At 66.5% G+C, this 14,165-nt stretch carries 11 protein-coding genes and 2 tRNA genes; 2 read left to right on the top strand and 11 right to left on the bottom strand.

Going from position 1 to position 14,165, the window contains the following annotated elements:
- Positions 1-339: 339 nt before the first annotated feature.
- Both rluB and scpB read right to left on the bottom strand, forming a co-directional pair.
- Positions 340-2,088, bottom strand: coding sequence for a 23S rRNA pseudouridine(2605) synthase RluB (rluB, locus tag CAL13_RS07300; protein ID WP_086073554.1), 1,749 nt, complete (start codon positions 2,086-2,088; stop codon positions 340-342).
- Between the two features lie 803 nt (positions 2,089-2,891).
- Positions 2,892-4,172 carry an SMC-Scp complex subunit ScpB gene (scpB, locus tag CAL13_RS07295; protein ID WP_086071953.1) on the bottom strand — a complete coding sequence of 427 codons (1,281 nt, stop codon included), beginning with the start codon at positions 4,170-4,172 and terminating at the stop codon, positions 2,892-2,894.
- 78 nt (positions 4,173-4,250) lie between these two features.
- Here scpB and CAL13_RS07290 point away from each other — a divergent pair.
- Positions 4,251-4,327: transfer RNA gene (locus tag CAL13_RS07290), tRNA-Met, on the top strand.
- 633 nt (positions 4,328-4,960) lie between these two features.
- Here CAL13_RS07290 and CAL13_RS07285 read toward each other — a convergent pair.
- The 3 genes from CAL13_RS07285 to otnI are packed head-to-tail and all read right to left on the bottom strand — an operon-like array spanning position 4,961 to position 7,196.
- Positions 4,961-5,998 (bottom strand): CobW family GTP-binding protein, encoded by a 1,038-nt coding sequence (locus tag CAL13_RS07285; protein WP_086071952.1) that lies wholly within the window; start codon positions 5,996-5,998, stop codon positions 4,961-4,963.
- Between the two features lie 11 nt (positions 5,999-6,009).
- A complete protein-coding gene (locus tag CAL13_RS07280; protein ID WP_086071951.1) occupies positions 6,010-6,390 on the bottom strand; it encodes a RidA family protein in 381 nt (126 codons plus the stop codon).
- Positions 6,387-7,196 (bottom strand): 2-oxo-tetronate isomerase, encoded by an 810-nt coding sequence (otnI, locus tag CAL13_RS07275; RefSeq protein ID WP_086071950.1) that lies wholly within the window; start codon positions 7,194-7,196, stop codon positions 6,387-6,389. The genes CAL13_RS07280 and otnI overlap by 4 nt, the downstream gene beginning before the upstream one ends.
- 435 nt (positions 7,197-7,631) lie before the next feature.
- Between otnI and CAL13_RS07270 the strand changes: the two genes are divergently transcribed.
- Positions 7,632-7,853: a hypothetical protein gene (locus CAL13_RS07270; protein WP_086071949.1), complete on the top strand. Its 222-nt coding sequence runs from the start codon at positions 7,632-7,634 to the stop codon at positions 7,851-7,853.
- Positions 7,854-8,012: 159 nt separating this feature from the next.
- Here the strand turns inward: CAL13_RS07270 and CAL13_RS07265 are convergent, their stop codons facing one another.
- The 6 genes from CAL13_RS07265 to CAL13_RS07235 all read right to left on the bottom strand — a co-directional run bounded on the left by CAL13_RS07265 (position 8,013) and on the right by CAL13_RS07235 (position 14,128).
- Positions 8,013-9,218, bottom strand: a complete 1,206-nt coding sequence (locus CAL13_RS07265; RefSeq protein ID WP_086071948.1) for an MFS transporter — start codon at positions 9,216-9,218, stop codon at positions 8,013-8,015.
- 142 nt (positions 9,219-9,360) lie between these two features.
- Positions 9,361-10,386 (bottom strand): Bug family tripartite tricarboxylate transporter substrate binding protein, encoded by a 1,026-nt coding sequence (locus CAL13_RS07260; RefSeq protein WP_157664819.1) that lies wholly within the window; start codon positions 10,384-10,386, stop codon positions 9,361-9,363.
- 80 nt (positions 10,387-10,466) lie between these two features.
- On the bottom strand, positions 10,467-10,763 hold the full coding sequence (locus CAL13_RS07255; protein ID WP_086056809.1) for a hypothetical protein: 297 nt from the start codon (positions 10,761-10,763) through the stop codon (positions 10,467-10,469).
- A gap of 915 nt (positions 10,764-11,678) precedes the next feature.
- The gene (locus CAL13_RS21170; RefSeq protein WP_157664818.1) at positions 11,679-12,158 is read right to left on the bottom strand and encodes a hypothetical protein; all 480 of its coding nucleotides are present in this window, start codon (positions 12,156-12,158) and stop codon (positions 11,679-11,681) included.
- A gap of 418 nt (positions 12,159-12,576) precedes the next feature.
- A tRNA-Asn gene (locus CAL13_RS07240) sits at positions 12,577-12,652 on the bottom strand.
- Between the two features lie 147 nt (positions 12,653-12,799).
- On the bottom strand, positions 12,800-14,128 hold the full coding sequence (locus tag CAL13_RS07235) for an MFS transporter (RefSeq protein WP_086056807.1): 1,329 nt from the start codon (positions 14,126-14,128) through the stop codon (positions 12,800-12,802).
- Positions 14,129-14,165 lie beyond the last annotated feature (37 nt).

Raw genomic sequence — 14,165 nt, 5'->3', positions numbered from 1 at the left:
AAAAATGGGCTGTCAGCCCAGCCCATCGTTATCACACGCCAAGCATGCCCGGAAAGCCCGCAACGGGCGCCGCGCGCCACGCTTACTGCTTTCCGGCCGCGCCGGCGCGCCGTTTCGCGCGATAAAGCCGCGCGAGAAAGTCCGATCCGCCAACACGACCCACCGGCCATACCAGGTACTGCCGAGCAGTCCGCGCCGATGAATCGCCTCGGGGTGATGCCGCCCGCAGCAAGCGGATGCAACATGCCCACGAAAACCCGGTATGTTACCAGAAAAATGCGAAATTGCCTGTTGCGTCGCGGGTTTACGTGTTCAAGGCGGCGTATCGGACCCGCCGCGTCAGCGCGATCCGCGCCCGCGCAGCCCGGCTACGCCCAACCGGGACTCGTGCGCCGACGCGCCCCGCGGCTGCCAATCGTCGCCGCGCGCCATGCCGCCCCCGCGCGGGCCCTTGGGGTTGGCGTTGCGCTTCTTGCCTGGCGCGCCGGCCTTGCCGGGGCGCCCGCGCTGGCCGCCCTTGGGACCGCCGGCATTCCCGCCGGGCGCCTGCCCGTTGGCGGCCTGAGCGCCCGGATGCTGGCCCTGCCCCTGCGGACGGCCGGGATTGGGTCCAGCCGGTTTGCCCTTGCGCGCCGCCTTGCCGCGCGGCTGCCCTTGGGCGGCCGCCGGCTGCCCCTGCGGGCGTTTGCCGGCCCCGCGGCGCTGCCCCTTGCCGGGACGGCCGCCTCCGTCGTTGCCCAGCGGGTGGCCGTTGGCATAGCCGCCGGTGACCAGCAGGCCAGTGCCGAAGGGATCCGACGGATACGACATGGTGGCGCCAGCGCTCTTGCCCGCACGGCCACCCTGGAGCTTGCCGCGGCGGCCTATGCGCGCGCCATTCATGCCGTTGTTGTCCAGCGTCCCGAAGCCCGGCGGCAAGGCGCTGTCATGCGACTGCGGCTGGCGCGAGCGCTTGCCGCCGCCATCATCGTCGCGCAACAGGCCCAGCTGCACCATGAGCGCCGTGACCAGGTTCGGATCCAGCTCTTCCCAACGGCCGCGGCGCAGGTTGCGCGGCAGCACGATATCGCCGAAGCGCGTGCGGATCAGCCGGCTCACCGTCACGCCGACGGCCTCGAACATCCGCCGCACTTCGCGGTTGCGCCCTTCCTGCAGGGTGACGCGATACCAGCGGTTGCTGCCCTCTCCGCCCAGGTATTCCAGCGTCCCGAAAGCGGCCTTGCCGTCTTCCAGCTCGATGCCTTCGACCAGGGACCGGCGTTGGGCGTCATCCATCTCGCCCAGGACGCGCACCGCGTACTCGCGTTCGGTCCCATAGCGGGGATGCATGATGCGGTTGGCCATATCGCCGGACGTGGTGAAGATCAGCAGGCCTTCCGTGTTCAGGTCCAGGCGGCCGACCGACAGCCATTTACCGGTGCGCAGCTTGGGCAAGCGCGCAAATACGCTGGCGCGTCCGCCCGGATCGTCATGGCTGACGATTTCGCCGGCCGGCTTGTGATACAGGATCACGCGCGGCGGCTTGCGGGTGTTGGGCCGGGCAATCAGCTTGCCATTCACACGCACCTGGTCGCTGCTGGCGACGCGCTGGCCGATATGCGCCGGCTCGCCGTTCACCGAAACCCGCCCCGCGATGATCAACTCTTCCATTTCGCGACGCGACCCGATGCCGGCATCCGCCAGCACCTTGTGCAGCTTGGGCATGACCGCTTCGCTGTTCAGGTACTTGTTGAGCCGCTGCTCCATGCGCGCCGCCTTGTCCAGGTACGCCAGCGCCTGCTCGGCTTCCCGCTCGCCGGACGGCGAGGCGGCGTCCGGGTCGACAGCGGCGCCGCCGCGGGCACCCGTAACGGGACCGCCGTCAGCGCCCGGCGCCGTGTCGCCGCTCGCCACGGCATCGCCCCGGCGCCGGCGGAATGGCGTGCGCAGCTTGCGCCCACGGCCGCGGTTCCCGGCGGCGGCGGTGTCTTCGCCCTGCCCTGCTTGCGCCGACGCGAACGACGGCACATCCCCGGCGCCTTCCACGGCGCTTTGAACGCTGCTGGCCGCCGAAGACGAACCGCCGAGGTCGTCCGCGCCCGAGGGCATGGCGCCGGCGCGCTCGATAGAAGCGCCGGCCGGCGGCATGTATGCGTGGACGGACGCGTCGCCGCTGCCGTCGCCGGAGCCGGCGCGCGCAGCCGCGGCAGGCGCCGAAAACTGCGAATTTGAGGCAGCGTGGGCTTGCGCGGGTGCGGCGTGAGCGACACCCTCCGGCGCACGCGGCGCAGTCGCCATCGCCGGCGCAGACGCGTCATGGGATGGCAGAGCCGCCGCGTCCGCCGGTTTGCGCTTGCGCGTGCGCTTGACGGGCGACCCATCGGTCTGGGACGCGGCGCCCTGTTCATCCAGCGCCAACGGAAGCGTGCCTTGTTCGGTCGTCGCGGCGGCCGCCTGTGCGCCGCGCGGCTTGCGGCTCCGGACGCGTGGCGCGCTTTCCGCCGCTACGGCCGTCTCTGCACCGGCCGACGCGGCGGCGCCATCGTCGCGCGTCTGCGCCGCATCCGCTTTCACGGCGGATTTCGCGGCACGGGTGCGCGTCTTCCTGGCCGGTGCCGCGCCTGTGTCCAGGGAGCCGGCCGAGTCCGAAGCGGCGGGCGCGGGCGGCGCGATTTGCACGGCCGTGGCCGCTGCCGCATCCTCGCCGGCCGCCTTGCCTCGGGTCGTCCGCCGGGCGCGAGGGCGCGCCGCCGCTTCGCCGGCATCCGCCGCTTTCGATGCGGACCGCCGGGCGCGCGGCGCGGCTTCCGTGGCGGCATCCGCCTGCGTCTGCGCTACGCCCGCCGTATCACGGGGTTCGATGACATCGTCCTGCACGTTCTTATTGATACTCACTGGGACTACTCCGGAATTCAAACTTTGCGAGGCGCGCCGGGCGCGTCTTCATCGGGTTGGGCGGGGGGCGCTTCGGGCGGCTGTTCAGGCGCCGAAGGCTCTGGCGCGGGAGGCGCGATTTCGGGCGCCGGCTCCGGCGGATCGATCTCCGGCGATCCGCCGGGTGGGGTGATTTCGGGCTCCGGGCTCGGCGGCACAATCTCGGGACGATGCACGCCGGGCTCGATGGAATCTCCTTGAGGCACGCGGATTTCGGGCTCGTCCGGCCCCGGCCGCGTGGCGGCGGACAACACGTCATTGCCAGCCGTGGGCGCGATGGGCGTGGCATCGCCGACGGGCAACGCTCCATGATCGTTCACGGCTGCGTCCGCGTCTCTGCCGTTCGCTTCGTCGGCGTCGCCGTCCGCTTCGCGCCGGTGTCCGGCCTCCCGAGCGATCGCGGTCACCTCGGCGTCCTGCGCCGTTTCCAGCGCCGCAAGCTCCGGCGCCGCACGCGGCCGGCTGATCCCTATCGATTCGTCCGCTTCGGAGGGGGACGCCGTTTCAAAAGCCTCCGCCTCGGAGGCCGGGGCGCCACTCAGGTCCGAATCAGAGGACTGCCCGTCGGCCTGCAAGCCCTCGCCCGGTTGCGCATCCGCCTGCGGCGCATCCGGCTGGTCGACGTCAGGCTGATCCGCCGCGGACGAATCCGCAGCTCCTGCTTGCGCCTCGCCGCCTTCCTTGCCGTCGTCGGCTGCATTGCCGCCGCCCAGGTCCAGGCCCTCAAGCGCCGCCATGGCGCCGCCGGCCTCCAGCGGGGGCAGCTCGTCCAAGGCACGCAATCCGAGGTCGTCCAGGAACTGCCGCGTGGTGCCGAACAGCGCCGGCCGGCCAGGCGCGTCGCGATGGCCGATGACTTCGATCCAGCCGCGGTCTTCCAGCGTTTTGACGATCTGCGACGATACCGCGACCCCACGAATGTCTTCGATATCGCCCCGCGTGACGGGCTGGCGCCACGCCACGATCGCCAACGTCTCGAGCACGGCGCGCGAGTATTTGGGCGGCTTCTCCGGATTCAGGCGCGCCAGATAACGCTGCATCTGGGGCCGGCTCTGGAAACGCCAACCGCTGGCCAGCGACACGAGCTCAAGACCGCGGTCGGACCATGCGGCCTGCAAGCCCTCGAGCAGCGCATCGAGCCGCGCATTGTCCACGCCATCCTCTTCCGAGAAAAGCTGGCGCAGCTCCGCGCGTGGCATGGGTTGGGGCGCACATAACAGCGCCGTTTCGAGTACCAGTGTTGCCTCGCTATCGTTCATCGATACTTCACTATCGTCGTGGGATGGCGCCTTGACTTGCCAAGGCAAAAAAACCGGAGTAATATCTCTTTCTCCAGACGCGGGGTGGAGCAGTCTGGCAGCTCGTCGGGCTCATAACCCGAAGGTCGTAGGTTCAAATCCTGCCCCCGCAACCAGATTCGCAAACAAGGCTTGGTGCCGGTCACAACCGCACCAAGCCTTTTTTGTTGCTGCACCGCGTGACGTTGCAGCGGACGTGCCGGCTTCGTCAAGCTGAGGCAGCGCGCGCCACCCTGCCGCACGGCAGACGCCGTGGCAGCGGGGAACACGGCGCGAACGCGCGTCTGTGCGGAAGCAGCCGCGGCATGCGGCTCGAAGCAGAAATACGCTTGCAAAAAAACCTCGGCCAATAAGGCTGGTCTGCAATACCCGTGCGGCGCCGGGGCATGCAAGAGCTACCACGAACCGCAAAAGCCGAAAAGGAACGATATTGGCAATGGACGACGGGCGGACAGTATCCGCGCCCCATGAATCGGGCGACGTGGCGCGGCGTCGATAAAGATTGAACTGAGCCGTCCGGCGTTGCTCCGGTAACCGGAGCGTATTCTTATTGCCTTTCAACCTGCGCGTGGACGGAAAAGGCGAAAGCGGGCGTGAGAGCTTGGGGAAACTTGACCCGGCGAGCCCTGCCTGTGCCGGGACTATGCCCGTCGTTGGCCGCTGTGTTCGAGCCAAACCGTCTGCAGGAACGCTACAAATTATACCCCTATTAACTTTTCAGAGGGGGAAAATCGCCATCGTTTGACGCCTTAATACGGCTCGGCGCCGCGCGCCTGGCCCTGCCCAAGATGCCAGCGCACCCGCCGGTCCAGCACGGCCGGTTCAATACCGCGCGCGATGAACACCACGCGGGCGTCCTCTTCGCTGTCGGGCCATTCGGACAGCTCCACCATTGGGTATAGCTGGTCGTGAACGCCATGCACGGCCATCGGCTTTCCATCGTCCGCGAAACGGACCAAACCCTTCATGCGCAGCAGCGAAGCGCCCAGTTCGGTCTGCAGCGCGGCCATGCCGCGCAAAAAGCCCGCGCGCGTGGTAGAGGGAGGCAAGACAAACGTGATCACCGCCACATCGTGCGCGGCCACGATCTTCGCGCCGCGCCCGGCCGTGGCGCCGTAACGCGCCAGCCAGGGACTGCCCGCGGATGCCGCGCCTGCCCGCCCCCGGTAAAGGCGCGTCGCGAGCAGGGCCGGCGGCACGGCGCCATCCGGCGCGAGTTCGTGCACGTTCGCTGCCGGGTTCACCGCGCGCACGGCATCCAGCGCGGCCTGCCGCTGCACCGGCGTGGCCAGATCCAGCTTGGTAACGGCGACCTCGTCCGCCAGGGCGATCTGCTGACCGGCCTCGGGCTGGGTGTCGACCTGCATACTGGCACGCTGCGCGTCCACGACCGCAATGGTGCCTTCGTACACGTAGCGCTCGGCAAGAAAAGGTTCGTGCCGCAGCGTGAACAGCACGGGCGCCGGACTGGCCAGCCCGCTGGTTTCGATGAGGACGTGGCGAAACGGCTTGATCGCCCGCCGCAACGCCAGCAGAAAGAGGTCGCGCAGCGTATCGGCCAAGCCGCCGCGAACCATGCAGCAGATGCAGCCGCCTTCGAGCACCCTGACGTTTTCGCCCACGTGGCGAACCAGATGATGGTCCACGCCCACGCTGCCGAACTCATTGACGACCACGGCCGACTCGGCGAAGCGCGGCGTACCGACCATCCGGTTGAGCAGCGTCGTTTTGCCGCTGCCCAGGAAGCCGGTCAGGACCGTGACGCCGATGCGGGTGTCGGAAGGCATGCCCGATACGGTCAAGGACAGACCGCCACCGCGTTCAATTCGATCAGGGCGCCATGGTGCAGGGCATTGGTCGGAACGACCGTGCGCGCCGGCCGCGCCTGTCCCATGAAGGATTCATACACCGCATTCACCTCCCCCCAGAGCGCGACGTCGGGAATGAAAATCTGCACGCTGGTCAGGCTATCCACGGACGTTCCGGCGGCCTGCAGGATGGCGCGCAGATTTTCCAGGCATTGCCGGGCCTGCGCGGCGATGCCTTGCGGCATGACGCGGTGCGGCCCGGGCGCGAAAGGCAGCTGGCCCGACACGAAGACGAAGCCATTGGCTTTGATGGCTTGCGAGTAATGCCCCGCGGGCACCGGCGCATCGGCCGTCTGGATACGTTCGATCATGCTTGATTCCTGGCTAGTCCTTGCCGTGCCAGCGTGCGCAGCCACGCCAGCCCCTCGTGCGTACCGGCGGCGGGCCGATACTCGCAGCCGATCCATCCATCGTATTCCAGCTCGTCGAGCACGCCGAAAAGATGGACATAGTTGACCTCTCCCCGGTCGGGCTCCTGGCGCGCCGGGACCCCGGCGATCTGCACATGGCCGACGTTGCCGGTGGGAATGTAGCGACGCAGCCGCGTTTCCAGGTCGCCTTCGACGATCTGGCAGTGATAGAGATCCATCTGAACCTTCAGATTCGGCGCGCCAATGGCCGCCAGGACGGCGTGCGCCTGCTCCTGCCGATTCAGGAAATAGCCCGGCATGTCGCGCGGATTGATCGGTTCGATCATGACGTCGCGGCCGGCGCCGCGCGCCCGCTCGGCCGCCCAGGCCAGGTTTTCCAGATAGGTTTCGTGCAGGCGCTCGCGGTCCGCGTCTGGCGGACATATCCCCGCCATGACGTGGATGCGCGGGCAAGCCAGCGCCGCCGCGTAGTCCAGCGCGCGCAGGATGGCATCGCGAAAGGCCTCGCGCCGATGTGGCAGGCATGCGAGCCCGCGCTCGCCGGCGTCGGCATCGCCCGGGGGCGCGTTCAACAGCACCTGTCGCAAGCCCCAATCGTCCAAACGATTGCGCAAGTCGCCGGTGTCCCAGGCATAGGGGAACGTGCACTCCACCGCCGTGAAACCGTCCTGAGCGGCCGCGCGAAAGCGGTCCAGGAATTCGAACTCCGGGTACATCAAGCTTAGATTCGCGGCAAACCTCGTCATGCGCGCCTTCTCCGTGGGACACGCGCGGCCCGCGCACCGCATCGTTCCTTGCGGAACGGCGTGGCGGGTCACGCCGGTTTCCGGATTATGACCTTCCGACGCGGCTGTCCGCCATGGCCGCGTCGCTGCATCTGAGCGAATGAACGCTGCGGCTCTCCGTGTCGACGGACCGCTCATCGCCTGCCGCGCTCAGGCGGCAGGTCCGGGCCGCGGCAGCCTGGCGGGCAGGATCACCGTTGGGCCACGACCGCTGCATGGGCGGTGCGATGCGGCGGCGCGTATCCCGAAGGATTATCCGATGACGCCGTGGCGATGGCAGCCAACTGAACGTCGCCCACCGAACACACTGCTCCCCTGCTGGCGCTCCCGGCAAACGCGCATACTCGCCGCTCCGCATCCCGCGCGCAGCCCGTTCCCAACCATCCCGGAGCTCCCATGATCAAGGACCACGAGCCGTACATCGATCTGCGCAAGACGGATTTTCTGATCGCCGAGTGCGCACACCAGCTGGAATGCCAATACCGCCGCATCGCCGTCCTGCGGCTGCAGGGAAGCCGGGCGTTGGGAGAGAAATTACGAGCGCGGGAAATGGAGAAACAGCTCGCGGCCCTGCGGGCCCGCCGCGCCGCCCTGATCCGCACAGCAGCGAAGGCGTAGACCAGCCTCGGCGTGGAACCTCGGTCTGGGCGTCCCACGTCCCCGCCCGGTGGCGGGCAGACGGCGCGCCCGCTCGCCGCCCGAAGACCCTCCGCCTGCCGAACGCCCCCCGAAAGCCGAGCGACATGACCAACGCCCCGGGGACCGATGCGTCCGCGTTCAGCCAGCCTGGTTGGCCACGGCAAGGGCGGCGCGGCGCCGCCTTTGCAGCGCCACGGAGATAACCCACAAAGGCATGCTGGCGACCGCCAGCAGGCTGCCGACCCAGCCTGTGGAAGTCCATCCGTAGCCCGCCGCGATCGCCAGTCCGCCCAGGAATGGGCCGAGCGCGTTGGCGGTGTTGAAGGCAGAATGGTTCAGCGCGGCCGCAAGGCCCTGCGCGTCCTCGGCGACGTCCATCAACCGCGTCTGCAACACGCTGGCCAGCGATCCGCCGATGCCGATCAGGAAGACATTGATCATCGCCAGCCAGAGGTTGCCCGCCATCAGCGGAAACAGCGCCAGGATGACTGCGGCCCAGACCAGCAATGCGCCGGCGGTGCGCATCAGGGCCCGGTCCGCGTAAAGCGGCACGACCATATTGCCCACCGTCAATCCCGCGCCGAAGATGCTGAGGACCAGCGGCGCAGTAGCGGCCGACACGTGGGTGACCGCCGTCAGGGTGTCCACCAGGTAGGTGTAGACCGCGAACATGCCGCCGAACCCGACCGCCCCGATGCCGAGCGTCAGCCAGACCTGCGCGCGGCGGAGCGCGCCGAGCTCGCGCAGCGGACTCGAATCGGGATCCGCCGGCGTGTTCGGTGCGAACAGCCGTACGCTGACCATGGTCAGAATCGCCAGCAAGGCCACCAGGCCGAAGCTCCAGCGCCATCCCACCGCCTGCCCCAGCCAATTGGCCAGCGGCACGCCGACGATGGTGGCGCACGTCAAACCGAGAAACACCCGGCCCACCGCGACGGTCCGGCGATTCGCGGGCACCAGCGAACTGGCCACCAGCGACGCAATGCCGAAATAGGCCCCGTGCGGCAGTCCGCTCAGGAAACGGAACAACAGCATCGAGTGATAGTCGGGCGCCAGCGCGCTCAGGCCGTTGCCGACGGCGAACAACGCCATCAGCAGGATCAGCAGCGTGCGGCGCGGAAGCTTCGCTCCAAGCACCGCGAGCACCGGCGCGCCCACGACCACGCCGAGGGCGTAGGCGCTGATGACGTGGCCTGCCGTGGGCGCGTCGATGCCTAGGCTTTTCGAGAAATACGGCAGCAGGCTCATGGTCGCGAACTCGGTCGTGCCAATGGCGAAGCTGCCAACCGCGAGCGCAAGAAGTACTGGGCCGGGCCGGGCAGGCGCGGCGGGTTGATCCAACATCGAATTGTCCTGGTGTAGCGGAAGAGCCAGAGAATTGCTGCAATGCAGCGAAGGCATTGTACGAAGGCCCGCCCCGGCATGCCCTGAATCCACTGCCGCCGGCATGGACTTGTGGCGCCGTCGCCGCACCCGCCCGCCGGACTCAGCGGCGCGGCTGCCCCACGCCCCCTTGCAGGACAGCCGTCCATCGCGCCGTCTCTTCGGCGATCCATGCCTGGAACATCGCCGGCGTATTGGGCTGTGCGGGGACGGCGTACGCCAGCCGGGCCATTGCATCACGCAAACCCGGGCCGCGCAGCGCCGTGTTCGTCGAGCGGTTCAATCGTTCGATGACCGGAGCGGGCGTGCCGGCGGGCGCCACCAGCCCGTACCACGCCTGCAGCGACAGGCCCGGCACACCGGCCTCTTCCATGGTTGGGACATGGGCCAGCGCCGGAAGCCGCGTGGCCGACATCACGGCCAGCGGCCGCAGCCTGCCGGACGCGATGTGCGGCAGGGCCGCCGCAACGGGGACGATCTGCACGTCTATGCGGCCCCCCATCACGTCGGTCAGCGCAGGGGCGGCGCCCCGATACGGCACGTGCAGCATCCCGATGCGCGCCTGCTGCTGCAGCCGTTCGCACAGCAGATGCGGTGCCGAGCCCATGCCGTCCGAGGCGCAGCTCAAAGCGCCGGGATCGCGGCGAGCCCGCTGCAGCAGGTCTTGGATCGTCGCGATGGGAGAATTTGCACCGGTCACCATGACGAAGGGCATTGTGGCGACCAGCGCGACCGGCGAGAGGTCACGGGAGAAGTCGTACGCCACGTCCGGATACAGCACCTTATGCAGGGTGTTCGGACGCACGGCCAGATACAGCGTCTGTCCGTCGGCTTGCGCGCGCGCCACGTAAGCCGCGGCGATATTGCCCGCCGCGCCCGGCCTGTACGCAACGATGATCTTCTGTTTGAGGGCGGCGCCGACGTGGCGGGCAATCAGCCGGGCCAGTGCGTCCGCGTCCGCGCCCGGAGGAAAGCCGACCACGAGCGTAATGGCGTTTGTGGAATACGGCTCTGCGGAACTTGCTTCAGTCGCTACGGCCGGGCGCGCCAGCATCATCGCCACCACGGCAAGCACGACGAGAAGCCGCTGCACGGCAGCATGGCCGCGCCCGGAGGAGCCACGCTTCATTGGGAGCGTCAGTTGCACTCCAAGGCGGAAGATTGCGGGCCGCCAAGCCATTGGACGATTGCAGCGAACGCGCGAAATGATCAAGGCGTACCAGGAGGCCGCTCCAGCGCATCTGGCGCGTTGCGGGCGTTCACCCAGCCTGCGACGTCGTTGATGAACCACGGCAGATACAGCTTCTCCCCCTCGCCTGCCTGAATGCTCAAGGCTGGCCTGGATCCGCCGGCACGGCTGCCCATGTCATTGGACGGCGTCGTGGGAGCCGGCGCGTTGTAGGGTCCCGAGCCGGCCCGTCGGGACGACCCATCGGCACACCCCGCCATTACGGCGCAGGCGGCCACGAGCAAGACGAGGGGCAAAGCCGAACGGATCGTTTTCATGATGGTCACTCCCGGTGATGGCACGCGGTGGCGGGTAAACGTGTCGGCATGCCGGCGCGCGCCGGCGCTGGAAACGGGATGCCGGACACGGGCCGCGTTGTCCGGCCGCCCCCGCCCTGCTCTAGCGCCGATTGTAGGCGGCGGGAGCCGCCCAGGTACCGAAGCAGGACGCCGGCGTGTTGAAGGCCGGCATCGCAGGCCGCGCGCTTTCCGGTGGAATGGGTGGGCGTCGTCCGCTAGGCTTTCAGCCCTGACGTCAACAGGCTCCGATCCGATGCGGCGCGTTCCTCTGGGCTCAGAGGCCCGAAGTTCGCGTTATCGAAGATCGGCGTTGGGTCCTTCGCCGCGGCGTCCAGAAGCGCCGCCATGTCGGCGTAACGCCCGTCTTTCGATGCCTTCATATCGCCGCGCGCCCCATTCTGGGAGTAGTCGGCGGATACGTTGGGCGATGCGGCGGATCGCGAACAATCATTGCGGCATGCGGATAGGGTCATTCTGAAGTTCTCCCGTGAAATACAGCTACGTTTGCGTGTTGGCCAACACGGCGGTGTATGTAGCGGGAGAAAGGCTGCTGTTCCAAGCGAAAGGGCACAAACCGAGTTCCACCAAAACCGAGTTGTATTGCGGCTGCATATACACCAGAAAAAGATAGACCTCGAATCGTGCGGCTACAAAGCTCGAGAGAATCCGACGCGTGCTAAAAGCATCGAGTGGGAGCGCGTGGTGCCGGCGGGAGTGCTAGGGCACCAGCGGCAGTGCTGGCAACAGCGGCTAAACGGTCGGCGTGGCGGGAGAAAACTGCGACGCGGAGAACGCACTGCGCGCCGCAGCCTGAACAACGGAGCAAGTATCCCGCAAGAACGGAATATCACCGCATGTTGCGGTCGTGGACAGTCACGGGGAATGTTTAGCCTACTAGGCCGTATACACCCTGACTTCTACCTTATGTTTGTTGCGGAAATCATCCCTGGACCGGCCGCACCGTTTTTCTCCGGTTTCGATATCCTTTTCGATCCCCGCCCCTCGTAGATAACCTTCTAGGTATTCTTCCGCATTGGCTACGCTTTTCTTCGCGCCTTCCTTGACCCGCTTATAGCAACCGTCCATCTCTATTTTCGTGAATTTATTTGGATCTTTTTTTATCTCGTTGCCCAATTCATTCAGGCGATCGCGATTGCTATCTCTCAACGCTCCCGATTCGGGAACGTCTTTCAACTCTATCTCCTGCCAAAGCGTATCGCGCTTGGCGCGCCCCTTACCGATCTGCGCTGCGCTTCCTGATTGATATTCCGAGAATGCCTTCTCGGCCGGCGAGCCATAAACGGGCAGACTCTGCGAAATCGCGTTAGGGTAGGTGTCGACGACACGACCTGAATTGACATTGTTGACTAGCATGGTCACAACCTCCTGAGACTGGCCAATGAATGCGGAAGGAACATCTCTTCGCGCAAAGCCAAGGTTCTTGCAACCATGAAGTCCCGGCTCGAACCATAGAAAAATCCAAGACTCATTCACATCAGTGAAACGGGACCTGGCACCACCGCCCATTGTCGGGCTGTAATGCCCCCAGCAGAACCTGCTCGGGTCAAGCCGCTAGTGCAAGGGCAAGGAAGCCACCGACGTGTGGCGCGCCGGCGTGCCGATGGACAACGCTCTTGGCTGGTTAAAGTCCAGTGCTGGATGGGTGGTGGATATTTGACGCTGTCCAACATCCGTCCAAAATCGAACCCAAAATTCGGCGCCGGAAAAGCAAAAGGCCACCCCTGAGGATGGCCTAAATGCTTGATCTATCGGTACTTCTCTCTAGAGTTTTTGGCTCCCCGAGCTGGGCTCGAACCAGCGACCTGCGGATTAACAGTCCGTCGCTCTACCGACTGAGCTATCGGGGAACTGCTAGAGAAGCGAGACTATAGCACGAATTTTTTTGGTTGTGCAACACCCGCTCGTTTTTTTGCGGCGGGCTCGGCGCCCCGCCTGCTTGGTGCGCCGGTTTCGCGCGGCTTCCTGCTGCACGAAACCGGCGTAGCGCCATTGCCTCAAGCCTTCGGCAGGTCCCGCTTGACCTTGATGAACAGCAGCACCAGCAGCGCGGCGCACAGTTCCATCAGGCCCACACTGTACAAGCCCGAAGCCAGGCTGCCGGTCTTGTCCTTCAGCCAACCCATCAGGTAAGGGGCGGCGAAGCCAGCCAGGTTGCCCACGGAGTTGATCAGCGCGATGCCGCCCGCGGCGGCGGTACCGGTCAGGAACGCCGCCGGCAGCGACCAGAACACAGGGAATGCGGCGAGGATGCCGATGGCGGCGAACGACAGCGCATACAGTGCCATCACCGGACTGCCCAGCAGATAACCGGTAGCCATCAGGCCGGCGGCGGCGATCACGCTGGCGAAGACGCTATGCAGACGGCGCTCGCCGGTGCGGTCTGAATGTATGCCGTTCAGCACCATGGCGATCGTGCCCAGAATGAACGGAATCGCCGAGACCAGGCCGATATGGAAGTTGCCCTGCACGCCCAGTTCCTTGATGATCGAAGGCGTCCAGAAGGCGATGGTGGCGTTGCCGCTCACGATGCAGAAATAGATCAGGGCGCACAGCCACACCCGGCCGTTGAAGGCATGCCGCAGGGACGAATGTTTGGCGGGGTCGCGGCGTTCGGCGTCCAAATCGCGTTGCACGATCTGGCGTTCGCGGTCATTCAGCCATTTCGCATCGGCCGGCTTTTCCGGCAGCCAGGCCAGGACGGCGAAGCCGGCCAGCACTGACGGGATGCCTTCGATCACGAACAGCCATTGCCAATTGGTCAGCCCTTCCACGCCCGACATCACGCTCATGATCAACCCGGCGAGCGGGCCGCCCACCACGCCCGCGATGGCGAAAGACGTCATGAAGTAGCCGTTGATGCGGGCACGGCGGTCGGCCGGGAACCAGTACGTCAAATACAGAACGACGCCCGGGAAGAAGCCCGCCTCGAAAACGCCCAAGAGGAATCGAAGCACATAGAACTGCGTGGGCGTCTTCACGAAGATCATGGCCATGGAGGCCAAACCCCACAGGATCGTGATGCGGGCCAGCGTGCGGCGCGCGCCTATCTTCTCCAGAAGCAGATTGCTCGGGACTTCGAACAGAAAATAGCCGATGAAGAAGATGCCCGCGCCGAGCCCATAGACGGTTTCGCTGAACTGCAGGTCCTGCAGCATCTGCAGTTTCGCAAAGCCGATGTTCACGCGGTCGATCCACGCCAGCACGAACAGGAAGACCAGGAACGGAATCAAACGTACTGCGATCTTGCGGTACGCAAGCGTGCGCTCCGCCGGGAGCGGCGCAAAAGAAGCCCCACCCGGCGCCGGGGTAACGGTGGACGACATGGAAAACTCCGGAAGTAGTAATAGTTGCCCGCCCCGC

Origin of the sequence: Bordetella genomosp. 9 (genome assembly GCF_002119725.1) — a bacterium.
Classification (GTDB): domain Bacteria; phylum Pseudomonadota; class Gammaproteobacteria; order Burkholderiales; family Burkholderiaceae_B; genus Bordetella_C.
The sequence above is the reverse complement of the archived record's forward strand: the minus strand, read 5'-3'. Positions and strand labels throughout refer to the sequence as shown.

What these genes read in the sequence shown, in the direction of transcription:
- rluB (WP_086073554.1), bottom strand. Translation starts at nt 2,088, where the DNA reads ATGCCCTCGGGCGCGGACGACCTCGGCGGTTCGTCTTCGGCGGCCAGC.
- scpB (WP_086071953.1), bottom strand. Translation starts at nt 4,172, where the DNA reads ATGAACGATAGCGAGGCAACACTGGTACTCGAAACGGCGCTGTTATGT.
- CAL13_RS07285 (WP_086071952.1), bottom strand. Translation starts at nt 5,998, where the DNA reads ATGCCTTCCGACACCCGCATCGGCGTCACGGTCCTGACCGGCTTCCTG.
- CAL13_RS07280 (WP_086071951.1), bottom strand. Translation starts at nt 6,390, where the DNA reads ATGATCGAACGTATCCAGACGGCCGATGCGCCGGTGCCCGCGGGGCAT.
- otnI (WP_086071950.1), bottom strand. Translation starts at nt 7,196, where the DNA reads ATGACGAGGTTTGCCGCGAATCTAAGCTTGATGTACCCGGAGTTCGAA.
- CAL13_RS07270 (WP_086071949.1), top strand. Translation starts at nt 7,632, where the DNA reads ATGATCAAGGACCACGAGCCGTACATCGATCTGCGCAAGACGGATTTT.
- CAL13_RS07265 (WP_086071948.1), bottom strand. Translation starts at nt 9,218, where the DNA reads ATGTTGGATCAACCCGCCGCGCCTGCCCGGCCCGGCCCAGTACTTCTT.
- CAL13_RS07260 (WP_157664819.1), bottom strand. Translation starts at nt 10,386, where the DNA reads ATGAAGCGTGGCTCCTCCGGGCGCGGCCATGCTGCCGTGCAGCGGCTT.
- CAL13_RS07255 (WP_086056809.1), bottom strand. Translation starts at nt 10,763, where the DNA reads ATGAAAACGATCCGTTCGGCTTTGCCCCTCGTCTTGCTCGTGGCCGCC.
- CAL13_RS21170 (WP_157664818.1), bottom strand. Translation starts at nt 12,158, where the DNA reads ATGCTAGTCAACAATGTCAATTCAGGTCGTGTCGTCGACACCTACCCT.
- CAL13_RS07235 (WP_086056807.1), bottom strand. Translation starts at nt 14,128, where the DNA reads ATGTCGTCCACCGTTACCCCGGCGCCGGGTGGGGCTTCTTTTGCGCCG.